At 73.2% G+C, this 24,261-nt stretch carries 22 protein-coding genes; 9 read left to right on the top strand and 13 right to left on the bottom strand.

The features are described from left to right. Positions 1-40: 40 nt before the first annotated feature. The gene (locus R2B67_RS18670) at positions 41-1,513 is read right to left on the bottom strand and encodes a hypothetical protein (protein ID WP_381074272.1); all 1,473 of its coding nucleotides are present in this window, start codon (positions 1,511-1,513) and stop codon (positions 41-43) included. A gap of 141 nt (positions 1,514-1,654) precedes the next feature. Between R2B67_RS18670 and R2B67_RS18675 the strand changes: the two genes are divergently transcribed. Continuing rightward, positions 1,655-2,911 (top strand): molybdopterin-dependent oxidoreductase, encoded by a 1,257-nt coding sequence (locus R2B67_RS18675; protein WP_317819640.1) that lies wholly within the window; start codon positions 1,655-1,657, stop codon positions 2,909-2,911. Positions 2,912-3,302: 391 nt separating this feature from the next. On the opposite strand, the gene R2B67_RS18680 is transcribed toward R2B67_RS18675, so the two are convergent. Genes R2B67_RS18680 through R2B67_RS18690 form a run of 3 tightly spaced genes read right to left on the bottom strand, consistent with a single transcriptional unit; the run spans position 3,303 to position 5,652 of the window. Further along, the gene (locus tag R2B67_RS18680; RefSeq protein WP_317819642.1) at positions 3,303-4,199 is read right to left on the bottom strand and encodes a class I SAM-dependent methyltransferase; all 897 of its coding nucleotides are present in this window, start codon (positions 4,197-4,199) and stop codon (positions 3,303-3,305) included. Next, on the bottom strand, positions 4,196-4,882 hold the full coding sequence (locus R2B67_RS18685) for a TIGR04282 family arsenosugar biosynthesis glycosyltransferase (protein WP_317819643.1): 687 nt from the start codon (positions 4,880-4,882) through the stop codon (positions 4,196-4,198). Before R2B67_RS18685 ends, R2B67_RS18680 begins: the two co-directional genes overlap by 4 nt. Further along, positions 4,879-5,652, bottom strand: a complete 774-nt coding sequence (locus tag R2B67_RS18690; RefSeq protein ID WP_381074268.1) for a glycosyltransferase family 2 protein — start codon at positions 5,650-5,652, stop codon at positions 4,879-4,881. The genes R2B67_RS18685 and R2B67_RS18690 overlap by 4 nt, the downstream gene beginning before the upstream one ends. 238 nt (positions 5,653-5,890) lie before the next feature. Here R2B67_RS18690 and R2B67_RS18695 point away from each other — a divergent pair, with 238 nt between their 5' ends. Further along, the gene (locus R2B67_RS18695; RefSeq protein WP_317819647.1) at positions 5,891-7,426 is read left to right on the top strand and encodes a ParB/Srx family N-terminal domain-containing protein; all 1,536 of its coding nucleotides are present in this window, start codon (positions 5,891-5,893) and stop codon (positions 7,424-7,426) included. A gap of 9 nt (positions 7,427-7,435) precedes the next feature. Here R2B67_RS18695 and R2B67_RS18700 read toward each other — a convergent pair whose 3' ends face one another. The 5 genes from R2B67_RS18700 to R2B67_RS18720 form a co-directional block, all read right to left on the bottom strand. Further along, on the bottom strand, positions 7,436-8,587 hold the full coding sequence (locus R2B67_RS18700; RefSeq protein ID WP_317819648.1) for an NAD-dependent epimerase/dehydratase family protein: 1,152 nt from the start codon (positions 8,585-8,587) through the stop codon (positions 7,436-7,438). A 138-nt stretch (positions 8,588-8,725) separates the two neighbouring features. Further along, the gene (locus R2B67_RS18705) at positions 8,726-9,322 is read right to left on the bottom strand and encodes a hypothetical protein (RefSeq protein ID WP_317819650.1); all 597 of its coding nucleotides are present in this window, start codon (positions 9,320-9,322) and stop codon (positions 8,726-8,728) included. Next, entirely contained in the window at positions 9,319-10,626 is a 1,308-nt protein-coding gene (locus R2B67_RS18710; RefSeq protein WP_317819652.1) for an MAB_1171c family putative transporter, read from the bottom strand. The genes R2B67_RS18705 and R2B67_RS18710 overlap by 4 nt, the downstream gene beginning before the upstream one ends. Continuing rightward, complete coding sequence (locus tag R2B67_RS18715) at positions 10,623-11,237, bottom strand: toxin (protein ID WP_317819654.1); 615 nt, start codon at positions 11,235-11,237, stop codon at positions 10,623-10,625. Before R2B67_RS18715 ends, R2B67_RS18710 begins: the two co-directional genes overlap by 4 nt. Positions 11,238-11,247: 10 nt before the next feature. After that, a complete protein-coding gene (locus R2B67_RS18720) occupies positions 11,248-11,880 on the bottom strand; it encodes a hypothetical protein (RefSeq protein ID WP_317819656.1) in 633 nt (210 codons plus the stop codon). Between the two features lie 384 nt (positions 11,881-12,264). Here R2B67_RS18720 and R2B67_RS18725 point away from each other — a divergent pair, with 384 nt between their 5' ends. From R2B67_RS18725 to R2B67_RS18745, 5 genes are all read left to right on the top strand, one after another. After that, positions 12,265-12,591, top strand: coding sequence for a MerR family transcriptional regulator (locus R2B67_RS18725; protein WP_109978499.1), 327 nt, complete (start codon positions 12,265-12,267; stop codon positions 12,589-12,591). Positions 12,592-12,888: 297 nt separating this feature from the next. Beyond that, on the top strand, positions 12,889-13,092 hold the full coding sequence (locus R2B67_RS18730) for a cold-shock protein (RefSeq protein ID WP_003967653.1): 204 nt from the start codon (positions 12,889-12,891) through the stop codon (positions 13,090-13,092). 256 nt (positions 13,093-13,348) lie between these two features. Further along, a complete protein-coding gene (locus tag R2B67_RS18735) occupies positions 13,349-14,920 on the top strand; it encodes a DEAD/DEAH box helicase (RefSeq protein WP_317819660.1) in 1,572 nt (523 codons plus the stop codon). A gap of 91 nt (positions 14,921-15,011) precedes the next feature. Further along, on the top strand, positions 15,012-15,353 hold the full coding sequence (locus R2B67_RS18740; RefSeq protein ID WP_018514025.1) for an SCO5918 family protein: 342 nt from the start codon (positions 15,012-15,014) through the stop codon (positions 15,351-15,353). 64 nt (positions 15,354-15,417) lie between these two features. Continuing rightward, positions 15,418-15,621, top strand: a complete 204-nt coding sequence (locus R2B67_RS18745) for a hypothetical protein (RefSeq protein ID WP_317819662.1) — start codon at positions 15,418-15,420, stop codon at positions 15,619-15,621. A gap of 50 nt (positions 15,622-15,671) precedes the next feature. On the opposite strand, the gene R2B67_RS18750 is transcribed toward R2B67_RS18745, so the two are convergent. Together R2B67_RS18750 and R2B67_RS18755 are read right to left on the bottom strand one after the other, a co-directional pair. Continuing rightward, positions 15,672-16,787 (bottom strand): acyltransferase family protein, encoded by a 1,116-nt coding sequence (locus R2B67_RS18750; protein ID WP_317819664.1) that lies wholly within the window; start codon positions 16,785-16,787, stop codon positions 15,672-15,674. Between the two features lie 9 nt (positions 16,788-16,796). Further along, entirely contained in the window at positions 16,797-19,106 is a 2,310-nt protein-coding gene (locus tag R2B67_RS18755; RefSeq protein WP_317819666.1) for an MMPL family transporter, read from the bottom strand. Positions 19,107-19,311: 205 nt separating this feature from the next. Between R2B67_RS18755 and R2B67_RS18760 the strand changes: the two genes are divergently transcribed. Both R2B67_RS18760 and R2B67_RS18765 read left to right on the top strand, forming a co-directional pair. Further along, positions 19,312-20,832, top strand: a complete 1,521-nt coding sequence (locus R2B67_RS18760) for an alpha/beta hydrolase (protein WP_317819667.1) — start codon at positions 19,312-19,314, stop codon at positions 20,830-20,832. A 100-nt stretch (positions 20,833-20,932) separates the two neighbouring features. Next, on the top strand, positions 20,933-22,159 hold the full coding sequence (locus tag R2B67_RS18765) for a cation:proton antiporter (RefSeq protein WP_317819668.1): 1,227 nt from the start codon (positions 20,933-20,935) through the stop codon (positions 22,157-22,159). A 13-nt stretch (positions 22,160-22,172) separates the two neighbouring features. On the opposite strand, the gene R2B67_RS18770 is transcribed toward R2B67_RS18765, so the two are convergent. Both R2B67_RS18770 and R2B67_RS18775 read right to left on the bottom strand, forming a co-directional pair. Continuing rightward, positions 22,173-22,598 carry a universal stress protein gene (locus R2B67_RS18770; protein ID WP_018514031.1) on the bottom strand — a complete coding sequence of 142 codons (426 nt, stop codon included), beginning with the start codon at positions 22,596-22,598 and terminating at the stop codon, positions 22,173-22,175. A gap of 1 nt (position 22,599) precedes the next feature. Next, positions 22,600-24,138: an APC family permease gene (locus R2B67_RS18775; protein WP_317819670.1), complete on the bottom strand. Its 1,539-nt coding sequence runs from the start codon at positions 24,136-24,138 to the stop codon at positions 22,600-22,602. Positions 24,139-24,261: the final 123 nt, after the last annotated feature.

The following is a 24,261-nucleotide window of genomic DNA, read 5'->3' on the forward strand; positions in this document are numbered from 1 at the left end:
AACGGACCCGTCCTCCCTGACCGGCCGTTCACCAGGTCGCTTACCAGCCCGTCCAGAGCAGGTGGTTGATCAGCAGCGCCGGGACCACCGACGCGACCAGCCAGTACCGGGCCGTCCGGGCGGGCAGCAGGGCGGCGGCGGGCAGCAGCCACAGCAGGAACGGCTGCCAGATGCGCTCGGTCTCCGCCTTGCTCATCCCGGAGAGGTCGGCGGCGAGCAGCGCCACCAGCGCGGCCAGGACGAGCAGCGCCAGCCGCTGGGCCGGAGCCGTTGTGCCCGTACGAAGGGTCCGTACGGCCCCGGGGGCGTACGACGCGCTCCGGCGCACTCCGGCGACCGCCGCAAGGCCCGCCGTGAGGACGGCGCAGGCGAGGTTGGCCCAGACCCAGTACGCGTACGGGCGTACGCCCCCCGCGCCCTGGTAGTACCGCTCGACCAGCAGGTGGTACGCGGTCCACCAGTTGAAGCCGGCGAGCGTGAAGGCGGCCGGGACCACCAGCGCGCCGAGCAGGAACGGGACCACCGGGCGGGCCGTCCGGGCGAGCACCAGGACCGCGAGCAGGACCGCCGCCATCAGCCCCAGCCCGTAACTCAGGTAGCAGGTCCACCCGAACAGCAGGCCCCCGCCCACCGCCGCCGCCCCCGGGAAGCGAACCCGGCGCGTCGCCCCCAGCGCGAGCAGCGCCACCGACCAGGCGGCGACGGCGGCGAAGTACCCGTCGGCGGACACGCCCGCCCACACGGCCGCCGGGGCGAGGACCACGAAGGGCGCCGCCCGCCGGGCCAGGTGCTCACCGGCCAGGACGCGCACGGTGATCAGGGCGGCCAGCACCGCCGAACTCCCCACGACGACACACCAGACGGCGGCCCACGCCCCGCCGCCGAGCCCGATCCGGTCCAGCCAGACGAAGGTCAGCGTCGCGCCCGGCGGGTGGCCGGCGACATGGGCGGGCCAGTTGCCGGGCTTGCCGATCACGATGTGGTTGGTGAAGTCGCGCAGGGTGGCGGGGATGTCGTCGAAGCGGTCGATGACCCGCAGGTACTCGTGCTTGGTGGTGAGGCGCCGCTCGACACCCCGGTACCAGCCGTCGATCAGCGCCATCGAGAAGACCCAGGCCGTCGACCCGGCCCAGGCCGCCGCGAGAAGCCCGCGCCAGGGCAGCCGGGCGGCGAGCGGCGGGCCGTACGCGACCACGAGGACGGCCATCGTCAGCGCGGCGGGGGTGCCGGGGCCGAGGTGGGGGTCCCAGGAGGCCAGGAGGGGCGGCCACTGGACCTGGAGGGCGCCGGTCCGGTTCTGCACGTACCGGCCGATGAGGATCGCGGCGGTGACGAGCAGGACCGCGAGGGCGGCGGCGGTGAGGTCGTGGCGCCGGGCGCGGGCGTCCTCTTCCGGCGGTGCGGCCTGGTCCGTGGCCTCGGTGTCGGCGGTGCCGGCGGGTCTGTCGGTGCTCCCGGCGGTCCCGGTGTGCTGGGTGCTCTCGGTGTCCTCAGTGGTGTCCTCGGTCTTCACGCTGGCACGCTATGCACGCCCGGCCGCGTTCCGGCGGTACGACAGGGCCCGCGCCCGGCCACTGGGCCGTACGGGCGGCGCGGGCGCGGGGCCGGGGGCGCGCCCGCGCCCGTACGCGCTCCGGCGCCTAGCGTCGGGATCATGCCCCTGCCCGGCCTCCGCCGCCCGCGCGACACCCGCCCGCGCCTGCCCTTCGACCCCGCCTTCTGGCGCAGTCCGGTGCGCGGGGTGCGGTTCACGGCGGTGCTGGGGCTCGTCCTGCTCGTCGGGCTGACCGTGGTGGCCGGTACCGGGCTGCTCTCGTACGCCGCCTACAACCCGGACCTGAACGCGGCCAACGACTCGACGCCGGACAAGGGGTGGCTCGGCTTCTACCTGTTCGCCTGGCCGACCGGGCCGCACTGGCTCTACCGGCTGACGCAGGGGGTGCACGTCACGCTGGGGATCGTGCTGGTCCCGGTCCTGCTCGCGAAGCTCTGGTCGGTGATTCCGGCCTTCTTCGCGCTGCCGCCCGTACGGTCCGTGGCGCACGCCCTGGAGCGGCTCTCGCTGCTGCTCCTGGTGGGCGGGGCGCTGTTCCAGTTCCTCACCGGGCTGCTCAACATCCAGCTGGACTACCTGTTCCCGGGGTCCTTCTACCGGCTGCACTTCTACGGGGCGTGGGTGTTCCTGGCCGGGTTCGTGGCGCATACGGTCCTCAAACTGCCGCGTGCGGTACGGGTGTTGAGGCGCGGGACTCCGTCAGGGGCGGCCGACGGGCTGGCCTCCCCCGATCCGCTGCCGCCGACCCTCTCCCGGCGCGGGGCCTTCGCGATGGTCGGGGCCGGGTCGCTGCTCCTGCTGCTCACCTCGGCCGGGCGGAGCTTCGACGGGCCGCTGCGCCGGAGTGCGCTGCTCACCCCGCGCGGCGGTACGGAACCCGGGCCCGGCGGCTTCCAGATCAACAAGACGGCCGCCGCCGTCCGGATCACCGCGGCGGACCGGGGCGAGGCGTGGCGGCTGAGAGTACGTGGACCCGCCGGTGAATTCCGCTTCTCGCGCCAGGAGTTGCTGGCCATGGAGCTGCACACCGCCGCGCTCCCGATCGCCTGCGTGGAGGGGTGGTCGACCTCGGACCAGCTCTGGCGCGGGGTGCGGCTGCGCGATCTGGCGGCGATCGCCGGGTATCCGGAGGCGCCGCCGGGCGTGTTCGTGGAGTCGATCCAGCGCCGGGGACCGTTCCGTAAGGCCGCCCTGCGCGACAACCAGGTGCGCGACGGCCGGTCGCTGCTCGCGCTGGAGGTCAACGGCGCCCCCCTGACCGTCGATCACGGCCACCCGGCCCGGATCATCGTGCCGGCGGCGCCCGGGGTGCTGAACACCAAGTGGGTCGGGTCGCTGACGTTCGGGGAGCTGTGATGTCCACGGGAGGGTCCACAAGAGCGGTACGGGTGCGGCGCGCGCGGTTCTCCGTACGCCGGTGGTACGGCGAGGGGCCCCTGCACCTGCTTCTGCTGGCGGCCACCTTCTGCCTGGCCGGATACGCGGGCGTACGCCTCCTGGACGGCGACACTCTCGCCATCCTGCTCTGGTTCGCCGGATCGGCGGTGCTGCACGATCTGGTGCTGCTCCCGGTGTACGCGGGGGCCGACCGGGCCCTGCGCGCGGCGCTGGGGCCACGGCGGGACCTGGTCAACTTCGTCCGCGTACCGGTGTTCCTCTCCGTACTGCTCCTGCTGGTCTGGTTCCCGCTGATCACCCGGCGGACCGCCCGGCGGTACGAGGCCGCCTCCGGCACCACGCCGGACGTCTACCTCTCCAACTGGCTGCTGATCACGGGTGTGCTGTTCGCGCTCTCCGCGCTCTGGCTGCTGGTCCGCGCGCTCCGGTCCCGTACGCGCGGGCGGCGCAGGGAGACGAAGGCCCGGCCCTCCGCGCTCCACTGATCGGCCGGACGCCAGCCGCACGCCCCGGCGTACCGCAGCAGCGCCGGGGTGCCGATCCGTGCCCACGGGAACGGGCGGTCCGCCGGGCCGGACTTCTCCGCGGGCGCGCGCCGGCCGTCGTCCAGACGAACCTGGACGCGTTCGTCGATGTCGAGCGGTGACGTCTCCGCGATGAGCAGCCCGCCGGTGGAGAGGAGGTCGGCCGCCCGGTCCAGCAGGGCGGCCGGGTCGCCGCCGATGCCGATGTTGCCGTCGACGAGGAGCAGGGTGCCCCAACGGCCCTCCCCCGGCAGCGGATCGAAGACGCTGCGGAGCAGGGCGGAGCCGCCGATGCGCCGGGTCCGGGCGACGGCCGCCTCGCTGACGTCGATGCCGAGCGCCCGGTGGCCCAGCGCGGTCAGCTCCGCGACCAGTCGCCCGGGTCCGCAGCCGATGTCCAGCACGGGGCCCTCGCAGCGGTGGAGCGCGGAGAGGTCGGCGGCGCCCGCCTCGGAGCACCAGCGCTCGACCTCCAGGGGCAGCAGCCAGCCGTCGCTGCGGCGGAGGAAGAGCGGGCCGCGGCCGTTGCGCAGGGCGTTGGCGTACGGGTCGGTGCCCCAGGGGGCGGTACGGGCTTCGGCGCCGCGGGGGTCGGTGGCAGCGGTGGACCGGGTGGCCTCGGACGCTTCGGCGGTCTCCCGGGGCTCCTGGGCCGGGGCCGTGGCCGTTGCCGGAGCCGTGGCCGTACCGGACGATGACGACGGCGGCAGCATCGTGCTCATCGCACCCCCGCCCCCGCCCCGGTCAGCCGGCCGAGCGCCGCGGCGAACCGGCCGCCAGGGGCGTCGGCCGCCACCCGGTGCGCGTCGGACGCGGTGTCGACGTCGAGGAGGACCGGCAGGTCCCGTACCGCGAGGCCGGCCTCCACCAGCCGGCGCCGCTGCACCGCACCGGTCTCCGGGACGGACATGGGCACCCCCAGGAGCAGGGCGGGATCGGGTTGTGCGAGGCCCAGCGCCCAGAAGCCGCCGTCCTCGGCGGGGCCGAACAAGGCGTCGCAGCCCTCCCAGGCGTCCGGGGCGAGCGCGGGGGCGAGCAGGGCCGGGGTGATCTGCGGGGTGTCCATGCCGACCAGGAGGGCCGGCCCGGTACACCTCCCGAAGGCCGCCGCGAGCCGCTCGTCCAGCCCGCCCGCGCTCTGCGGGACCACCTCGACGCCCGGCGGCACCCAGGGGCCCGGCCGCCCGTCGAGGACGAGGACGCGCCGCCGGGCGGGGAGGGCGAGCACGGTCTCCAGGGTGTCGGCGAGCGCGGCGGCGGCCAGCTCGGCGGCCTCGGCGGGGGAGAAGGGCGGACAGAGCCGGGTCTTGACCCGGCCGGGCACCGGCTCCTTCGCGATGACCAGCAGCTCCGTGGGGCCGGTGGGTCCGTACGGGGTGGTGCCGGCGGTTCCGTACGCGCTCATCGAACGGCCTCCGTCTCCGTGCGCGCGGGCCGGTCCGGTACGCGGTCCGCCGGTGGCTCGCGCAGTACGCCGCGCATGTCGCGTACCGCGTGCCAGGTGCCGCGCCAGGTGCCGGTCACCTTCGACTTTCCGGTACGCGGCCGGTACGGGACATCGGTCTCGGCGACCCGCAGCCCGGCGCCCGAGGCCCGGACCACCATCTGGAGCGGGTAGCCGCTGCGCCGGTCGGTGAGGTCCAGGGCCAGCAGGTCGGCGCGGCGGGCCGCCCGCAGCGGGCCGAGGTCGTGCAGGCGCAGCCCCGTACGGCGGCGGAGCATCCGGGCGAGCGCCAGGTTGCCCGCGCGGGCGTGCGGCGGCCAGGCGCCCCGGCCCTCGGGGCGGCGGCGGCCCAGCAGCAGATCGCACTCGCCGTCCGCGATCCGCCGGACGAACCCGGCCAGCAACGCGGGGTCCAGCGAGCCGTCGCAGTCGCAGAAGCAGACGAACTCGGCCTCGGCGGCGAGCAGTCCGGCGTGGCAGGCGGCGCCGAACCCGCGCCGCTCCTCCGTGACGACGTGCGCGCCGAGGGAGCGGGCGAGCCCGGCCGAACCGTCGGTCGACCCGTTGTCGACGACGATCGCCCGCCAGCCGTCGGGAATCCGGTCGAGCACCCAGGGCAGGGCGGCGGCCTCGTCCAGGCAGGGCAGGACGATATCGGCCCTCGGGACGGCTCTCCGGGAGGCCGTGGGCGGGACGGTGGCATCGGGAAGGGCGGCAGAGGAATCGGTCACCCGCCTCACCCTACGGAGACAACTCCGGCATTTCGGCCCATAGGTTCTTTCGGGGCATCAGCGTCGGCCGGATGGCGGTGGGGTGGGTGCGCCCCGCGCGGCCGGTCCCGCCGTGGCATGCCGACGTCATCGCCCGTTCACGCCCCGTCCGTACGGGCGTCGCCGCGCCTTGCGATCGTCCCCACGGGAAGAACGCGCGTACGGACGCGCGGAACTGACACGTGTACGGAGAGGCTCCATGAACAGATCGAGTACCGGCCTGCCCCGGCGCGGGGCCCGGCTGCTGGCCGGAGTGCTGGCGGCGGGCACGGTCGTCGTCGGCGCCTCCACCGGGGCGGTCGCGGCGGGGCCCGTCAGCGCGGGGGGCGCGGGCGGTGCGGGGAGTGCGGGGGCGTGCGCCGGGAGCGGGCCGCTGCCGCGCGCCTGTGCCCAGCCGGGCGATCTGATCGACGTCACCCTCGGCGAACTCCACCCGACCCAGGCCGTACTCGGCTTCGACCAGGTCTTCTACAAGCTCGGACGGTACGGCAGCGACCGGGACGAGGCGGCGGGCGGCTTCAACAAGCGGTTCGACGACTGGTGCGAGACCAACGGCCAGGGCGAGGCGGCCTCGGTGCGCCCCGGCGCCCGGCTGGACGACCCGGCGAGCTTCTCCTGCACGGTGCCGCTCGGCCAGGAGACCGAGAAGTCGATCGCGCCGATGAAGACGGCCGTCATCGGGCCCGGCGGGAAGCTGTACCTCACCGACGGGCACCACACGCTGACGTCCTTCCTGGAGGGCCCCGACGGCTCCACCCGGCTGCCGGTCCGCCTCCGCGTGACGGACAACTTCAGCTCCCTCTCCACCACCGCCTTCTGGCAGCGCATGACCGCCGAGAAGAAGGTCTGGCTGCGCGACGAGAGCAATAAGCCGCTGGCTGTGGACCAGTTGCCCGACCGGCTGGGGATCACCCACTTCCGCGACGACCCGTACCGCAGCCTCGTCTACTTCACGCGCGACATCGGTTACGAAGTCCCGGACGGAGCAACGGAGTTCCTGGAGTTCTCGTGGGGCTCCTGGCTGCGCGGGAAGCACGACACGGCCGCGTACGACCTCACCTCCCCCGGTCCGTACCTCGACCTGGTCAAGAGCGCCTCGAAGTCCATGGCCGCGCTCGCCCCGGACGCGGTCGTCGACGACGGGAAGACCGCCGCCCAGCTGGGCCGGATCGCGGAGTGGAACGGCGGCAAGAAGGAGACGGGCGGGGAGTTCGCCAAGCTGAGCAAGCCCCTGACGGACGCCAAGCCGGGCAAGCTCGCCGAGGCGCTGGACTACAAGGGCCGGGTGGTGCGCGCGCCGGCGTGCACCTCCACGATCACCGGCGTACGCAACGGCCCGCTCACCGTCACGAGCGGCGTCACCTGCGCCGACCGCGCCGCCCTGCGCGGCCCGGTCACCGTCCGCGCCGGCGCCGCCCTCGTGCTGACCGGCTCCACGCTTCAGGGGCCGCTCCAGTCCGACCGCGCCGCCGCGATCCACGTGTGCGGGTCGGGCGTCACCGGGCCGCTGGCCATCAGCCGTACGGCCGGACCCGTCCGGCTGGGCGGCCCGGGCTGCACCGCCAACGCGGTGACCGGGGCCGTCGTCCTGACCGGCAACACCGGGGGCGTCCTGCTCGCCGCCAACAAGGTCACCGGCCCCGTGGCGTGCTCCGGCAACCTTCCGGCGCCGGACACCACGGGCCGGGCCAACGAGGTCCACGGCCCGCGCACGGGGCAGTGCGCCGGGGTGTGAGCCGAGGCGTCACCCTCCCGCACGCCGGGGTGTGAGCCGGGGCTGGTCGCTGTTCACGGCGCCTCGGGCCCCCACGGGCTGGGGCGCCGCCGCAATCCGAGAGGCTTCGGCCCCCCGCAGCTCCGCCCGCGCGAACTCCGCCATCCCCGCCGCGAAGCCGACCTCCGGCCGCCACCCCAGCTCCTCGCGCAGCCGCCGCGAGTCCGCCGTGACATGGCGTACGTCGCCGAGGCGGTACTCCCCGGTCACCACCGGCTCAGGCCCACCGTGCGCGGCCGCCAGTGCCGTGGCCATCTCGCCGATGGTGTGCGGGTCGCCGCTGCCGCAGTTGTACGCGGTGAAGGAGGCGGCCCGGCGCTCCCGTACCGCCTCCAGGGCCACCGCGTCGGCGGCCGCGACATCGCGGACGTGGACGAAGTCGCGGCGCTGGCGGCCGTCCTCGTAGACCCGGGGCGCCTCGCCGCGCGCCAGGGCCGAGCGGAAGAACGAGGCGACCCCGGCGTACGGGGTGTCGCGCGGCATCCCCGGCCCGTACACGTTGTGGTAGCGCAGCGACACCGCCCGGCCGCCCGTCGCCCGGGCCCATGCGGCGGCCAGGTGCTCCTGGGCGAGCTTGGTGGCGGCGTACACGTTGCGCGGGTCGGCGGGCGCGTCCTCGGAGACCAGGCCCGGCACCAACTCCGTACCGCAGTGCGGGCAGTGGGGCTCGAAGCTCCCCGCCCGCAGCCCGGCCTCGGGGCGCGGGCCGGGGCGGACCGTGCCGTGGTGCGGGCAGTCGTAGCGGCCCTCGCCGTAGACCACCATCGACCCGGCCAGGACGAGGTCCCGCACTCCGGCGGCGGCCATCTCGGCCAGCAGCACCGCCGTACCCAGGTCGTTGCACCCCACGTACAGCGGCGCGTCCGCGAAGTCCTTGCCCAGGCCCACCATCGCCGCCTGGTGGCAGACCGCGTCGACCCCGTCGAGCGCCCCCGCCACCGCCTCCCGGTCCCGGACATCCCCGACGACCAGCCGCGCCCCGGGGATCTCGGGGGCCGTGGCGCCGGGATGGGCCGAGGGGAGCAGGGCGTCCAGCACCACGCTCTCGTGCCCGGCCGCGGCGAGTGCGGCGACGACATGTGACCCGATGAACCCGGCTCCGCCGGTGACCAGTACGCGCATGGCGGCCACGCTAGGGGCGGGCGCCGGGACGGCGGGGGCGCGGCGCACCGGCGGGGTAGCGAGGCCGCCCGAACGAGTACGCGGCCCGCGTGATCCCTCGTCAGCCCCGGACGCGTACCCGGCCCCCGTGACCGCTCGTCAGCCCCCGAACGCGTACGCCACCGTCGTCGCCGCCCCCAGTGCCGCGCCGGCCACGGTCTGCGCGACCGTGTGGTAGCCGAGGGCCACCCGTGACCAGCAGACGGCGACCGTCAGCGCGTACGCGGCCAGCCACCACGGGGAGTGCACGACCGCGAGCAGGGCCACCACCGCCGAGGCCACCGCCGAGTCGACCGAGATCTTCCACACCGTGTTGACGGCCAGCAGCCCGATCGTCATCACCCAGAGCGCGAGCATCGCGACGAGGATGCCGCCCGGCGCGTTCCCGAGGACCATCACCACCGAACCCGCCCCGATCGAGCCGAGGATGACGAAGAAGATCGGCGCCCGCTTCGTACGGTCCACGACATGGCGGTCGCCCCAGGTGCCGCGCCCGCGCTCCCACTCGATGTACCCGGCCGGGATCAGCCCGGCGCAGAGCGCCCCGAGGAACCCCCAGAGCAGCCCGGTCCAGTCGCCCGCCGCGGCGAGCCCGATGCCGAGCATCCCGGCCAGCAGGGCGTTGCGGGGCTGGAGCACGTCGGTGACGGTCCGCGCGAGGGTGGTCGTCCCGGCCGTGGTGGTCGTGGTGCTCATGAGGTCTGCTCCGTCGTCTCCGCTGTACGGGCGGTCGCCGATGTACGTGTCGTCTCCGCTGTACGGGCCGTCGCCGCCCCGAGCACCTCGCGGGCGCGCTCCACCGTGACCGTCTTGTACGCGGCGGCGACCCGCTCCAGCCGGGCCACCTCGCCGTCCTGGTCGGCGGCCTGCTGGGCGGCGACCGCGGCGGCGGGGCCCGCGGGCGCGCCGGACTCCTTGGCGAGCAGGGCGGCCCGGATCCAGTACGCGTCGCCGAGCGCCGCCGCCCGGCCGGTGTCGGCGGTGTCCCGGGCGGCGGCCTCCTCGGACGCGGCCACCAGCTCGTCGGGGACGTAATGGCGCAGCTTCTCCACCGCGTCCGCGATGTCGGCGGCCCACCGGTCGACGCGCAGGTCGGCCGGGGCGCTGAACCGGGTGAGCTCCCGGGGCAGGGAGGCGGGCGGGTCGAAGGGCTGGTCGGGGAAGGACGCCATCAGCTCGTACCAGAGGGCGTGCAGCCGGACCTGGGCCCGCCACAGCCGCACCCGGCGTGCGCCGGTGCTGAAGGCGGGGACGGACGCGCCGAGGGCGAAGAAGGCGAAGAGGACCAGCTGCGCCGCCTCGGTCACCTGGTCGAAGCGGAGGGCGAACGCCTCGCTGGGCTCGTCCACCACGCTGACCCAGAGGAACAGGGTCCGGCTGACGGTGTAGCCGACGCCGATGAACATCGCGAACGTCATCATCCCGAGCCCGATGCGCAGATGGCGGCGGTGCGCGTCGGCGGTGGCCAGCGCCCACTGGAAGGCGCAGACGGCGGAGGCGGCGCCGAGGTAGAGGTAGAAGACGCTCATGTAGAGCGTGGCGCCCCACTCGCCGGCGTGGTCGGAGACGAAGCGGTCGGAGGGGACCGAGCGGTCGACCACGGTGAAGAAGAGGACGGTCAGCAGGATCAGCGTGGCCACGGAGGCCTTCGCCGCGACCTGCTGGACGAGCCGGGCGAACCGAACGTGGCGGGGGACGGCGCCCGCCTCCGGGTAGCTGCCGTAGATGGCGACGATGTAGCTGAGGATGGCCAGAATCGCCACCGTCGCGGTGTAGTGCTTGATGAGGACGGCGAGGTCGGTGACGGCACTGTTGTTGAGTCCGGTGCGCACGGCCTCGGTCTTCGTCCACAGGGCGATCGCGAATCCGGCGTAGCAGCCCCACAGGGCCCGCCGTCTGCGGTCCTCCTCGTCTCCCCACAGGGCAGCGGGCATACGCCACAGGGCAACGGCTGTCATCAGGCCGGCTATCAGGTAGCCGGCGAGATCGAGGGGGGTCACAGCGGTTTCCGGGGGGTCTTGGGGATCCGGCGGATCCGGGAGATCAGGGGGAACGGTCCGCGTCGGCGGTGGGCCACCGGGCGGGACAGGGAGTCGGTCAGCCGCCCCACCATGTCATCGGTGGTGAGGTCCCGCGCCATCCGGGGGATCAGGGAGGCACCGAATTCGGCCATGCGTTCGTCGTGGGTGGCGTACTGCGCGCGGGCCTGCACGGTGGAGCCGCCGGAGGCGAAGGACGCGGCGGCCTCGGGGGAGATCATCCGGGCGATCAGCGAGGTGTCGAAGACCGGGAGCAGCGTGCGCAGTTGCTCGGCGTCGAGGGTCGTCCCGTGATCGAACCACTCGTGGCAGAGCTCGTGCAGGATGACGTGCTCGGTCTGGTACGCGGTCGGCCTGCGGCGGTAGAGGACGAGGCTGGTGTTCCCGGCCTTCAGGCGCAGTCCGCAGGCGGCGTTGACGCGGGCGAGCCGGTCGGGCATCTCGTGCAGCCGGATGGTGCGGCCGCGCGCCGCCTCCATGTTGGCGACCAGGCCGGTCAGCGAGAACGGGGCCGGGATGGGCAGGTCGGCGAGCTGTGCCTCGCACTCTTTGCGCAGCTTCCGCAGGGACATGACACCGACGCTACGTGCCGTGCGGGCGGTTCGGCGACCTCGCCCCCGAGCTCTCGCCCGCTCGCCCCTGCGGGCTGTTGTGCTGACTGTCGTGCGGGCTGCTGTGCGGGCTGCCGTGCGGGGTGTCCTGCCGCGAGCTGTCCCGCGCCGCGTCCTCCAGCAGGGAGAGCGCGAACTGCAGCAGCTCCGGCGGGAGCCCCTCGTCGTCCAGCCCCCGGCCCGCCACCCCGCTGATCTCCCCGGTCCGCCGCTTGGCCAGGAACTGGAGCCCCGCCACGACGTCGTCGACGACCTCGGACTCCTCCTTGAAGAAGCGCCAGTCGACGCCGAACCCCAGCCCCAAGGCCTTGAGGATCTCCTCCGACGGCTGGGTGACCTTGCCGGCGAGGATGTTGGAGAAGTAGCTGTGCGAGAGTGATCCGCCGCGCTCCCGCACCAGCTCCGCGAAGACCCGGCCCGAGATCTTCTGGCCGGGGAAGGTCTTCTCGACCATGTACTCGACTTTTTCCCGCAGCGAGTTCAGCGGGGGCGGGCAGCCGGACGGCTCGGGCGGTTCGTTCCGTTCCGTACCGGGTTCGTCACCGTCGACCGTGGTCATCCGGGCCTCCATGCTCACCTCGGAGTCGGAACTGAGCTTGCGCAAACACTCTACGTCACTGTTAACTCGAAAAAACACGGGCAGGGGACCACGAGGGGAGTCCCTTGCCCGTGATGACCGACGCCCCCGGCAACCGTCTCCGGACAGGGGTGTAGCCCTTCACGACGGGGGATGCGTGAAGGGCTACGCCTGCATTATGGCCCCGCGGTCCGCCCGACGACAACTGACCAGTCGGTCAGTTCCACCGGCATGTCGGCCATCGCCCCGCCGCCGGTGGCCGAAACCTGTTCCGGCCGCGATAGACATGTCCTTCCCGGGCGATTAGGGTTTCTTGTGCAGTCAGGTGAAACAGCGGTACGCAGCAGAGGGGCACCCCGCAGGCGTACGGCGCCCCCGGGCCCTCGGTCATGCGTGACAGAAGAGGTGCAGATGCCCCCGGAGACCCCCTCGCACGCCATCGACCGGCTCGACGACGACGACTACCCCGCCTACACGATGGGGCGCGCCGCCGAGATGATCGGGGCGACGCCGGGTTTCCTGCGGGCGATCGGTGAGGCCCGGCTGATCACGCCGCTGCGGTCCGAGGGCGGCCACCGCCGTTACTCCCGCTACCAGTTGCGCATCGCCGCCCGCGCCCGCGAGCTGGTCGACGCCGGCACGCCCGTCGAGGCCGCCTGCCGCATCGTCATCCTGGAGGACCAGCTCGAAGAGGCGCTCCGCCTCAACGAAGAGCTGCGCGGCTCCACCGAGCGCTGAGCCGTCCCGCCGAGCGCTGAGCGCGCGCCCGCGAACATATCTGCATTCGGCGCCGCAGAATTTCACTCAATGCGCGGTGAGGCTTTTTGCCCCGCCCAATTTGTTCCCCCATCCGGCGTGATATTGATCCGGCCTCTCCCGGTGCCGCCGTGCTACTGTTGATCTCAGTTGCAGTTGTGGTTCCCAAAAACTTAGCAAGTTTTCCGGTGCTCTTCCGGACGGGGTAATCATCGCGGCGACGTGGGGTCCGCAGAGTGTGGGCCCGCGGGCACTGCCCCTCCCCTAAGGAGATATGACATGGCTACTGGCACCGTGAAGTGGTTCAACTCGGAAAAGGGCTTCGGCTTCATCGAGCAGGACGGCGGCGGCGCTGACGTCTTCGCCCACTACTCCAACATCGCCGCCTCCGGCTTCCGCGAGCTGCAGGAGGGCCAGAAGGTGAACTTCGACGTCACGCAGGGCCAGAAGGGCCCGCAGGCCGAGAACATCACCCCCGCCTGATCGCTCAGGTAGTTCTGCGCAGCTGGGGCCCGCACCTTGGGGTGCGGGCCCCAGCTCGTTGCTGTTTCCGGGGCCCGCGGAGCGCGCCCCCTGCCGAAGCCGCCTCCGGTGCACGTATTCCCGGCGGCCGGGCTTCGCTCTCACGCTTTGTCATTTCATCGGCTCGTTCTTGCGATTCTGGGTGCCGTTCACGGTCGCTTCCCGAAAAAGAATCCCTCGATACGTGCCAACGTGCCCCATCGAGGAAAGGTTCTGCATGAACCGCGAACGCACCCCCCGCTCCAACGACCGATTCGGCCGCGGCCGCTCCGGCTCCCCCTCCGGTGGCCGCAGCGGCGGCGCCCCCCGCTACTCCGGCGGTGGCGAGCGCCGCGCCGCCGGGTTCGGTGGCGGCCCGAAGCGCTCCGGTGGCTCCAGCCGTCGCAGCTCGGCGCTGAAGGGCGAGTTCGCCCTGCCGGTGACCATCACCCCGGCGCTGCCCGCCGCCGAGACCTTCGACGAGCTGGAGATGCCCGCCACGCTCAAGGCGGCGCTCGTCGCCGAGGGCATGACCGTCCCGTTCCCGATCCAGGCGGCCACCCTGCCGAACTCGCTGGCCGGCCGTGACGTGCTCGGCCGTGGCCGCACCGGCTCGGGCAAGACCCTCGCCTTCGGCCTCGCCCTGCTGGCCCGTACCGAGGGCCGCCGCGCCGACGCCAAGCGCCCGCTCGCCCTCGTGCTCGTCCCCACGCGGGAGCTGGCCCAGCAGGTCACCGACGCGCTCACCCCGTACGCCCGGTCGCTCAAGCTCCGCATCGCCACCGTCGTGGGCGGCATGTCCATCGGCCGCCAGGCCAGCGCGCTGCGCGGCGGCGCCGAAGTCGTCGTCGCGACGCCGGGCCGGCTCAAGGACCTCATCGAGCGTGGCGACTGCCGGCTGGACCGGGTCACCATCACCGTCCTCGACGAGGCCGACCAGATGGCCGACATGGGCTTCATGCCGCAGGTCACCGAGCTGCTCGACCAGGTGAACCCGGAGGGGCAGCGGATGCTCTTCTCCGCGACGCTCGACCGCAACGTCGACCTGCTCGTCAAGCGCTACCTCAACGACCCGGTCGTCCACTCCGTCGACCCGGCCGCCGGTGCCGTCACGACGATGGAGCACCACGTGCTCTACGTCCAGGGCGCCGACAAGTACGCCACCACCACGGAGATCGCCGCCCGCGACGGGCGCGTGATCATGTTCCTGGACACCAAGCACGCGGTGGACAAGCTCACCGACCACCTGCTGCACAGCGGGGTCCGGGCGGCCGCGCTGCACGGCGGCAAGTCCCAGCCGCAGCGCACCCGCACCCTGGAGCGGTTCAAGACCGGGCACGTCACGGTCCTCGTCGCCACGAACGTCGCGGCGCGCGGCATCCACGTCGACAACCTCGACCTCGTCGTCAACGTGGACCCGCCGAGCGACCACAAGGACTACCTGCACCGCGGCGGCCGTACCGCCCGGGCCGGGGAGTCCGGCAGCGTCGTCACGCTGGTGCTGCCGAACCAGCGCCGCGAGATGACCCGCCTGATGATGGACGCCGGGATCACCCCGCAGATCGCCCAGGTCCGCTCCGGCGAGGCCGAGCTGAGCCGGATCACCGGTGCGCAGGCGCCCTCGGGCGTCCCGGTGGTCATCACCTCCCCGCCCAAGGAGCGCTCCGGTCGCAGCGGCGGTGGCGCGTTCATGGGGCGCGGCACCAAGCGCGGCGGCGGGGCCCCGGCCCGTCGCGGCCGTGGCCCGGCCGTGCCGACGCCGGAGGCGCGTGCGGCCGCCGCGCAGCGCCGGGCCAACCGCGCCGCGTAGCCGGCGCGGGGTGGCGGCGCGCGTGCGCCGCCACCCTCCCCGTACGGCTCCGCCGTGCGGCCCCCCAGCCACTCGACCCTGTTGAGGACCCATGCGCTGTGTCATCGCCCGCTTCCCCTTCGACCTGTACAAGGACGAGGTGGAGAACTCGATGAAGGGCATCAAGCCCGAACCCGTCACCGGGGACGCGGTGGTCATCAGCCGCCGTGTCTACCCGGTCAAGCAGGTCGGCGAGGTGATCACCCGGCAGGACCGGCGTGACTTCTCCTCCGCCGAGGTCGTCCGGGCGCTCTCCAAGCTCGGCTTCACCTGCCGTACCGCCGAGACGGCCGCTGCCGCCGCCCCGGCCACTGCTCCGACCCCGCTGGAGACGGCGTCCGCGCTGCTGGGGACCCCGGCGGCCACCGACGAGCGCTCAGGCGACTCTCTGTAACAAGTGGCCGCGCGCCCGGCGTCGGTCCCCGCCGAGGTGCCCGGAGCGGGCGAAGATCAACAGCATGAAGAGGAAGCTGACCGCGTTAGGCGTGACGGTGGTGGCGGCTGTACTGCCCGCCACGACCGCTCACGCCGACGAGACGCACACGGACTCCCACAACGGCCCTCAGGTGGCCCTGATCGCGACGGGCCAGATCGACGATCCGCTGGAGGACGTCCTGGAGCACGTCACGGTCATCGGCCGGACCGTCATCATGGACCACTGACCCCCTCGCAGCCCGTGCCCCCGGCCCTTCGCCGCCCGCCCCTCGGCCCGTCAAGGCGTCCGAGCGGCCGGCGGCTTCTGCTTGGCCCACTCCAGGCGGGGCTCCAGCAGCGGCCGCAGCAGGCTCCGTACGTACGGGGTGCACAGCGCGGTCACCATGACGGCCGCGCCGGCGGTGACGGTGACCGTGCCCAGCGTGGTGTCGAAGAACGGCTGCTCGTAGAAGCCCCCGTTGCGCAGGCCCCGGACGACGAAGCCGTGCAGCAGGTACCCGTACAGCGTGCAGGTGCCGAGCGCCGTCATCCAGCTGCGCCCCTTGGGCACCCAGGCCAGGAAGCACGCGCCCAGCACGACGGCCGCCGCGAACAGCAGGAGCGTGGCCATCGGCCCGGCCCACCCGACGGTGTCCATCTCCTGGGCGCTGTTCTTCCGGAAGAACCACGACGTCGACGTGCGGGGCACCAGCCAGTACGCGAGCAGCAGCCCGAGCGCGAAGACCGGTACGGAGACGACCCGTACCCACGTACGCCGCAGAGCCGCGAAGTGCTCCGGACCCAGCCGCAGCCCCAGCACGTAGAACGGCATGAACTGCAGGATGCGCTGGAGGGGCAGGGCCCCGTCGGCGGCGGGTGACACGGTCGCCACGGCGGCGACGGCGAGCGAGACCAGCACCGGGGCGCGGACCGCCTGCCAGATGGGGGTGGAGAGCCGCCAGAAGAACAGCGCGGGCAGGAACCACAGCAGCCAGTAGGGCTCCAGCAGCGAGAGGGGGAGCTGCGGGTCGCGGGTGAGGCGGTGGAAGGCCGTGTAGAGGAGCTCGAAGATCAGATACGGCACCAGCAGGCTGGTGATCAGCTTCCACACCCGGTCCGGCCGCAGCTCGAAACCGCGCGAGAAGTACCCCGCGATCAGGATGAACACCGGCATGTGGAAGGTGTAGATCAGGGTGTACGCGGCTTCCACCAGCCGCCCGCTCGGCAGCGGCTCCCACGCGTGCCCGACCGCCACCAGGACGATCGCCAGGTATTTCGCGTTGTCGAAGAAGTGGTCGCGGCCGTCGTCGGGCGGCTTTCCGGTCGCCGGGGTTCCGGTCTTCGGCTTTCCGGTCTCCGGGGTTCCGGCGGCGGCGGTGGGGCGCGGCTGCTCGGAGGTGAGGGGGGAGGGCATCCTGACACCCTAGGAGCGGCTCCCTCCGCCCGTCATGTCCTTCACTCCCCCCGGTGACTGTTCGGACTCCTGAGCGCCTCCCTCCGCGTCCAGATGCGGAAGGATCCGGTCCAGCGGGCCCGGGATCCACCAGGCGGACCGGCCCAGCAGGGTCATCACCGCCGGGACCAGCAGCAGCCGTACGACGGTGGCGTCGATGAGCACGCTGGCGGCGAGCCCCAGGCCCAGCATCTTCACCACGATGTTGTCGCTGATGATGAACGCGGCGAAGACGCTCACCATGATCAGCGCCGCGCAGGTGATGACCCGGGCGGTGATCTCCAGCGCGTGCGCCACGCTCGCCCGCGCGTCCCCGGTGCGCACCCAGGCCTCGTGGATACGGGAGAGCAGGAAGATCTCGTAGTCCATGCTCAGGCCGAAGACGATGGCGAACATCATCATCGGCACGTAGCTCTCGATCGGCACCTTCCCCGATACGCCCAGCGCCGGGCCGCCCCAGCCCCACTGGAAGACCGCCACCACGACCCCGTACGAGGCGGCGATCGACAGGACGTTGAGCACGGCCGCCTTCACCGCGACGAGCAGGCCCCGGAAGACGGCCAGGATCACCAGGAAGGCCAGGGCCACGACGACCGCGATGATCAGCGGCAGCCGACTGGAGACGATGTCCAGGAAGTCGACCTGGGCGGCGGTCGTGCCGGTGACGTAGGTGTCGGCGGCGGTGCCGGAGACGGCCTGCGGCAGGACGTCGTCGGTGAGCCGGTTCGTCAGGGAGGTGGTCCGCTCGTCCTGCGGGGAGGCCACCGAGTAGGCGGTGGCGGTCAGCACATCGCCGTCCGATGTGGCGGTGAGCGGGGTGATCACGGCCGCGTCCGGCACGTTCGTGAGGGCCTTCTGTGCCTGGTCGGCGAGGGCGGAACGGTCGGAGGACGGCACCTTGCTCTGGTCGATGACCAGGGTCAGCGGGCCGTTGGAGCCGGGGCCGAAGGCGCTCGACATCAGGTCGAAGGCGCGCCGGTCGGTGAACGACTTCGGGTCGGCGCCGTCGCCGATGTGGCCGAGCTGGATGAAGAAGACCGGGAAGGACAGCACGGCCAGCAGCACCACCCCGCCGGCCAGGAACCACCACGGCCGCCGCTCAACCCGCTGCGCGTACCGGTGCCAGCCGCCCGCCTCCGAGCCGTCCTGCGCCGGTACGGTCTCGGCGACCGGCTTCCGTACGCGTACCCGGTCGATGTGGCGGCCGATGAGACCGAGGATCGCCGGTACGAGGGTGAGGGCGCCGAGCACCGCCGTGACCACGGTGACCGCGGCGGCCAGGCCCAGCTTGCCGATGAACCCGATGCCGGAGACCCACAGCCCCGACAGCGCGATGATCACCGTGCAGCCGGAGAGCAGCACCGCGTGCCCGCTGGTGGCGGTGGCGTTCCCGGCGGCGGTCACCGGGTCCTGGCCGTCGATCAGGTTCTGCCGGTGCCGGGTGACCAGGAAGAGGGCGTAGTCGATGCCGACGCCGATGCCGATCATCGTGGCGAGCGTGGGGGAGACGGTCGCGAAGGTCGCGGCGGCGGCCAGCAGGCCGAGCAGCGCGAGGCCGCACAGCGCGCAGACCAGGGCGGTGACCAGCGGCAGCACGGCGGCCAGCAGGCTGCCGAAGCCGATCAGCAGGACGATGACCGCCACCCCGAAGCCGATCGCCTCGCTGGTGCGGTCGCTCGGTTCGGGCCGGGCCAGTTCGCCGAGCGGTCCGCCGTACTCCACCTCCACCCCGGCCGAGCGCAGCGGCTTCACCGCCGCGTCGACCCCGTCGAGGTAGGACGCGCCCAGGGTGGAGGGCTGCACGCTGAAACGGACGGTGATGTAGGCGGTCTTCTGGTCGGTGGAGAGCGGCCCGGTGTTCGGGTCGGGCGGCGGGGGCGGGGTGGAGCCGGACGACGGCAGCGGGTTCTGCGCGGAGAGCACGTCGGGCAGCTTCTCCAGGTCCGCGACGGCCGTGGCGACCTGGTCGGAGACCGAGGTGAGCGGCTTGTCGGCGTCGTGCAGCACCACTTGGGCGCTGTACCCGCCGGCCTGCGGCGCGTGCGCCTTCAGGACGTCGAGGCCGTCCTGCGACTGGGTGCCGGGGAGCGAGAAGTCGTCGGAGTAGTCGCCGCCGTAGGCGTGCTGGAGGACCTGGAGCCCGGCGAGCGCGGCGACCCACAGCACGAGGACGGTGAGGAAGTGCCGGGCGCACCACTCGCCGGTGCGGCGCAGCGCGCCCCGGCGGTGCGGGGCGGCCTCCCGGCCGGCGCGGGCCTGTGAGGCCGGTGACGACGGCATGCGGCTCCCTGTCCTGTGCTGGCCCGTTCCCGGAGGCCCGGTGTTGCCCTGTTCCGCATTCAACGGCCCCCTCCGGCCCCCGGCACTCCGGCGCGGGGGAACGGGTGACGGGTGCGTGCCGCAGGGTGGTGCGGGGGGTGGTCCCACCGGGAGTCCACCGGCCTTCCGGATGGGCTGCGGGCCCTGGGCCGACCAGGCTTGGGGCATGAAGAACTGGACCCGTAAGGCCTTACTCCTCACCGTCTCCGCCGCCGCTGCGGCCGGCACGCTGGCCGCCGCCGGCGCGCCCGTGGCGCACAGCCGCCCGGCGGGCCCCGCCACGCCCCGGCTCAGCTGGGGTCCCTGTGACCCGGTCCCAGGGACGGTGGTTCCCGCCGGGCAGCAGTGCGCGACGCTCCGTGTGCCCCTGGACCACCGCGTCCCCGGCGGGCCCACCGTCGATGTGGCGGTCACCCGGCTGCCCACCGACCGGCCCGAGGCCCGGCGCGGCACCCTGCTGGTGCTCCCCGGAGGTCCCGGCGGCTCGGGGGTGCGGCGCCTGGCGCAGAAGGGCGAGGCGTTGCGGGCGGCGACCGAGGGAGCGTACGACCTGGTCAGCCTGGACCCGCGCGGGGTCGGCTCCTCCACCCGGGCCGGCTGCGGGATACCCGAGGCGGACCGGCATCTGGTGACACTGCGGTCCTGGCCCGCGGCGGACGGCTCGATCTCGGCGAACGTCGACCGCGCCCGCCGCACCGCGGCCGCCTGCGCCCGCGACGGCGGCCCGGTGGTGCGGTCCTTCAGCACGCGGAACCAGGCCCGCGACATGGACCGGCTGCGCGCCGCGCTGGGCGAGCGGAAGCTGTCCGTCTGGGGCCACTCGTACGGCAGTTACGCCGCGGCCGTGTATGCGCAGGAGCACCCGGGCCGCGTCGACCGGCTGGTCCTGGACAGCACCGGCGACCCGGACCCGGCGCGGGTGGGGTACGGCTGGATGGTGAACGCGGGCCCGGCCGTCGCCCTCCGCTTCCCCGACTTCGCGGCCTGGGCGGCGGACCCCGCCCGGGAGGCCGAGGGGCTGCGGCTGGCCCGGCGCGCCGAGGACGTGGAGCCGCTCTTCCTCGCGTCGGCCCGGGAGCTGGACCGGGAGCCCAAGGAGTCGGACGTGCCCGGCGTCCCGCTGACCGGGAACGGGCTGCGGCAGGCGCTCCAGAACGCGCTGCAGAGCGACCAGGCGTTCGCGCCGCTGGCCCGGCTGATCCGGTCGGCGCAGGGCGCCGAGGGCCGCCCGGTGCTGCCGCCGGAGCTCGCGGGCGCGCTGCCGGACGAGGACGCGGCGCTGACCATGGCGGTGGTCTGCAACGACGTGCGCTGGCCGGGACCGGCCTCCGGGTACGCCGGGCGGGTCGCCGCCGACCGGGCGCGCTATCCGCTGACGGCCGGGATGCCGGTGAACATCAGCCCGTGCGCCTTCTGGACGTACGACGAGGAGCCGAGGCCCACCCGGATAACCGACGAGGGCCCGTCGAACATTTTGATGATCCAGAGCCTGCGCGACCCGGCCACCCCGTTGGCCGGGGCCCTGAAGATGCGGGCGGCGCTCGGGGAGCGGGCCCGGATGGTGACCGTCGAGCGGGGCGGGCACGGGATGTATCTGGGCAACGGCAACGCCTGCGGGGACCGGGTGGTCAGCGACTTCCTGGTGACCGGGAAGCGGCCCGCCCGGGACACCCACTGCCCGAACTGACCGGGTGGTGCTGACCGGGGGGATGGGGGTCGGTGATGCGGTGTCGGTGACGGGGTGTCATAGCGGCTGATTCCGGGGCGTTCCTTGCTATACACGAGCGATGGAGCACCCCGGGACCCTCGTCCTGATCATGGCCCTGGCGGTTCTCGCCCCCCTGCTCGGCTATGCGACCGGGCGGTGGCTGTCGGTCCCCGTCGTCATCTTCGAGATCGTGCTCGGCATCCTGGTGGGGCCCGATGTGCTCGGCTGGGCCCACCACGACCAGGTCATCGACACCCTGTCCGACCTCGGGCTCTCGATGCTGATCTTCCTGGCGGGGTACGAGATCCGGTTCGCCGAGGTCCGCGGCTCCACCCTCCGCCGGGCCGGCGGGGCCTGGGTGGTCTCGCTCGCCGCCGGGCTCGGGATCGCCCTGCTGCTCAGCGGCGCGGATGTGGCCAAGAGCCTGGTGATCGGCACCGCGCTCACCAGTACGGCGCTGGGTGCGGTGCTGCCGATCCTGCGGGACTCGGGGCGGCTGGAGGGGAGGTTCGGGTCGGTGGTGATGGCGTTCGGGGCGGTTGGCGAGTTCGGGCCGATCGTGGCGATGGCCCTGCTGTTCAGCGGCCGGAGTCCGGGGGCGGCGAGCGCGGTGCTGGCGGTGTTCGCGGTGATCACGGTGGGCGCGGTGTTCTGGGCGATGTGGCCGAGGCCCCCGTGGTTCGCCCGGATCATCGCGATGACCCTGCACAGCAGCGGCCAGTTCGCGGTCCGGTTCGTGATGCTGCTGCTCGCCGGGATGCTGGGGCTGGCCCATGTCTTCGGCCTGGACACGCTGCTCGGCGCGTTCGCCGCCGGGATGCTGACCCGGCTGGTCCTCCAGGGGGCGGTGCCCGAGCGCAGCGGGGAGATCCTGGGGAAGATCGAGGCCATCGGCTTCGGCTTCCTGGTGCCGTTCTTCTACGTCGTCACGGGCATCGACTTCGATCTCCGGGCGCTCCTGGACGGCGGCCGCCCGCTGCTGCTCCTGCCGGTCTTCCTGCTGCTGTTCCTGCTGGTGCGGGGCGTACCGGCGTACCTCCTGGCCCCGCGCGACCTGAAGGGGCGCGCTCCCCGGTCCGCGCTCGCGCTGTTCGCGTCCACGTGTCTGCCGCTGGTGGTGGCGATCACCGCGATCGGGCTGGACGAGAAGGTGATCGGTGCGGGGGAGGCCGCCGCGCTGGTGGCCGCGGCGATGGTGTCGGTGCTGACGTTCCCGCTGCTGGCGTTCCGGCTGCTGGGGAAGGAGGAGGGCGGTGCGGGGCGGGACGCGCCGAGCCGGGCGGCGGAGAGCGGGGAGGCGTGGTGAGGGCCCGCGCCTTTCAGGGCGCGTCCTCCGTCGGGACGCACAGCACGGGGATCTTGGACATGTGCAGCAGCTTGTGCGGGGTCGAGCCGAGCAGGGCCCCGCGCATCGGGCTCTCGCCCCAGGTGCCGACCACGATGACCCGGGCCCCGTGCCGGTCGGCCGCCTCCAGGAGCGCCTGCGGGGGGCTCTCGTCCAGCACCTCCACCCGCGCCGGTACGCCGGCCTCCTCGGCGGCCGCCAAGGCGTGCTCCAGGCCGGTGCGGCCGGCCTGCCGGATGGCGTCGTAGTGGCTGCGGTACTCGGCCCCGTCGCGCAGGCCCGGGGCGGCGGCGCCGTAGACGAGGACCAGCTCCTCGCCGTACGCGGCCGCCACCTCGATCGCGATGCGCAGGGCGCGGGCGGCGCCGGGGGACTCGTCGTAACCGAGGACGACCGACATCTCAGCGCTCCTTCCCGTCGGTGGACTTCGTGGTCGTGGCGTGCACCAGCTCCGGGTCGGCGACCCCGGGCCGCTCCTGCCAGAACACCGCGTCGCGCAGCCGCCACACCACCATGAGGATCACGCCGACCAGGGAGATCACGATGCCGATGACGAGCGGCGGGCCGAGCCCGAACCAGGAGGTGCCGCTGTAGGAGTTGGCCGGGTCGGACATGTCCATCACCGATCGGACCAGCAGCCAGGTCAGCAGCCCGGCACCGACCACCGGCCCCAGGCCGATGAGGACGAAGTTGCGCACGCTCTCGGTGAGATGGCGCCGGTAGTAGACGGCGCAGGCCACCCCGGTGAGCGCGTAGTAGAAGGCGATCAGGAGGGAGAGGGCGGTGAGCGAGTCGAAGAGGGCGGTGGTGGAGATCTGGTTGACCACCAGGTACCAGGCGATGGCGATCCCGGCGACCCACCACGTACTGACGTCCGGGGTACGGAACCGGGGGCTGATGTGCCCGAAGTGGCGCGGCAGCGCCTGACGGCGGGCCATCGACAGGGCGGTCCGGGAGGCCGGGATGATCGTGGTCTGGGTGGAGGCGATCGCGGAGGTGGCGACGGCCAGCAGCAGGATCCAGTCCCAGCCGCCCAGCACGTCCCCGGCGAGCTGGGCGAAGATGAACTCCTCCTCGCCCGCGTTCTCCGCCAGGAACGCCGTCCCCGCGAAGGCGACGACCGCGAAGGCGACCGACAGGTAGGTCACCAGGAGCACCACCGTGGACCACAGGCCCGCCTTGCCCGGGGCGCTCGCCGAGTCCTCCGTCTCCTCGGTGAGGTTGACCGCGGACTCCCAGCCCCAGTAGATGAACACCCCGAGCAGCAGCCCGCCGGTCAGCGCGGCGCCACCCGCGCCGAAGGGGTCGAGCCAGCTCGCGGACGGCTCGATGGAGTCGAAGCCGGTGGTGCCCGCGTACACCCGGTAGAGCGCCACCACGACGAAGACCAGCAGGAACGCGATCTGGAGGAGGATCAGGACGTTCTGCACCTTGGCCGACAGCTCGGTGCCGATGACGCAGAGTCCGGTCATCACGATGATCAGCAGCACGGTGAGGAACTGGCGCGCGAAGTCGTTCTCGACCCAGCCGTCGAGGCCCACCGCCAGCAGGGTGAAGCTCACCGCCACATCGGCCAGCGAACCGACGACCAGCACGCCGGTCATGGTGATCGCCCAGCCGCCGAGCCACCCGGCCCACGGGCCCATCGCCCGGGTCACCCAGGAGAACGTCGTACCGCAGTCCTGGTCGACCTTGTTGAGGTAGTAGAACGCCGAGGCGATCAGCAGCATCGGCACGAAGGAGGCGAACATGACGCCCGGGGCGTAGATCCCCACGAGGGCCACGATCGGGCCGATCACGGCGGCCAGCGAGTAGGCGGGGGAGGTCGCGTTGAGGCCGATGACGAGGGCGTCGACGAACCCGATGGCGTTCGGCTTGAGGCTGACCGCCGAGCCGTCGCGCCGCCCGCCTTCCCCGTCCTGCACAGCGTCGTGGGCCATGGTTCCTCGATCCGGCCGGGCTCGCCGCAGGGCGCGGCGGGTGATCCGGATCTCATCGTAAGAACACACCCTCACCGGCGCATTCCGGATGAAATGCCCTCACCGGGCAGGGGTCACCCGAAC

It is taken from the genome of Streptomyces cyaneofuscatus, assembly GCF_033109485.1.
Taxonomy (GTDB): domain Bacteria; phylum Actinomycetota; class Actinomycetes; order Streptomycetales; family Streptomycetaceae; genus Streptomyces; species Streptomyces cyaneofuscatus.

Coding starts and splice junctions, on each gene's coding strand:
- R2B67_RS18675 (WP_317819640.1), top strand. CDS start 1,655: ATGCCCCTGCCCGGCCTCCGCCGCCCGCGCGACACCCGCCCGCGCCTG.
- R2B67_RS18680 (WP_317819642.1), bottom strand. CDS start 4,199: ATGAGCACGATGCTGCCGCCGTCGTCATCGTCCGGTACGGCCACGGCT.
- R2B67_RS18685 (WP_317819643.1), bottom strand. CDS start 4,882: ATGAGCGCGTACGGAACCGCCGGCACCACCCCGTACGGACCCACCGGC.
- R2B67_RS18695 (WP_317819647.1), top strand. CDS start 5,891: ATGAACAGATCGAGTACCGGCCTGCCCCGGCGCGGGGCCCGGCTGCTG.
- R2B67_RS18700 (WP_317819648.1), bottom strand. CDS start 8,587: ATGCGCGTACTGGTCACCGGCGGAGCCGGGTTCATCGGGTCACATGTC.
- R2B67_RS18705 (WP_317819650.1), bottom strand. CDS start 9,322: ATGAGCACCACGACCACCACGGCCGGGACGACCACCCTCGCGCGGACC.
- R2B67_RS18715 (WP_317819654.1), bottom strand. CDS start 11,237: ATGTCCCTGCGGAAGCTGCGCAAAGAGTGCGAGGCACAGCTCGCCGAC.
- R2B67_RS18725 (WP_109978499.1), top strand. CDS start 12,265: ATGCCCCCGGAGACCCCCTCGCACGCCATCGACCGGCTCGACGACGAC.
- R2B67_RS18730 (WP_003967653.1), top strand. CDS start 12,889: ATGGCTACTGGCACCGTGAAGTGGTTCAACTCGGAAAAGGGCTTCGGC.
- R2B67_RS18735 (WP_317819660.1), top strand. CDS start 13,349: ATGAACCGCGAACGCACCCCCCGCTCCAACGACCGATTCGGCCGCGGC.
- R2B67_RS18740 (WP_018514025.1), top strand. CDS start 15,012: ATGCGCTGTGTCATCGCCCGCTTCCCCTTCGACCTGTACAAGGACGAG.
- R2B67_RS18745 (WP_317819662.1), top strand. CDS start 15,418: ATGAAGAGGAAGCTGACCGCGTTAGGCGTGACGGTGGTGGCGGCTGTA.
- R2B67_RS18750 (WP_317819664.1), bottom strand. CDS start 16,787: ATGCCCTCCCCCCTCACCTCCGAGCAGCCGCGCCCCACCGCCGCCGCC.
- R2B67_RS18755 (WP_317819666.1), bottom strand. CDS start 19,106: ATGCCGTCGTCACCGGCCTCACAGGCCCGCGCCGGCCGGGAGGCCGCC.
- R2B67_RS18760 (WP_317819667.1), top strand. CDS start 19,312: ATGAAGAACTGGACCCGTAAGGCCTTACTCCTCACCGTCTCCGCCGCC.
- R2B67_RS18765 (WP_317819668.1), top strand. CDS start 20,933: ATGGAGCACCCCGGGACCCTCGTCCTGATCATGGCCCTGGCGGTTCTC.
- R2B67_RS18770 (WP_018514031.1), bottom strand. CDS start 22,598: ATGTCGGTCGTCCTCGGTTACGACGAGTCCCCCGGCGCCGCCCGCGCC.
- R2B67_RS18775 (WP_317819670.1), bottom strand. CDS start 24,138: ATGGCCCACGACGCTGTGCAGGACGGGGAAGGCGGGCGGCGCGACGGC.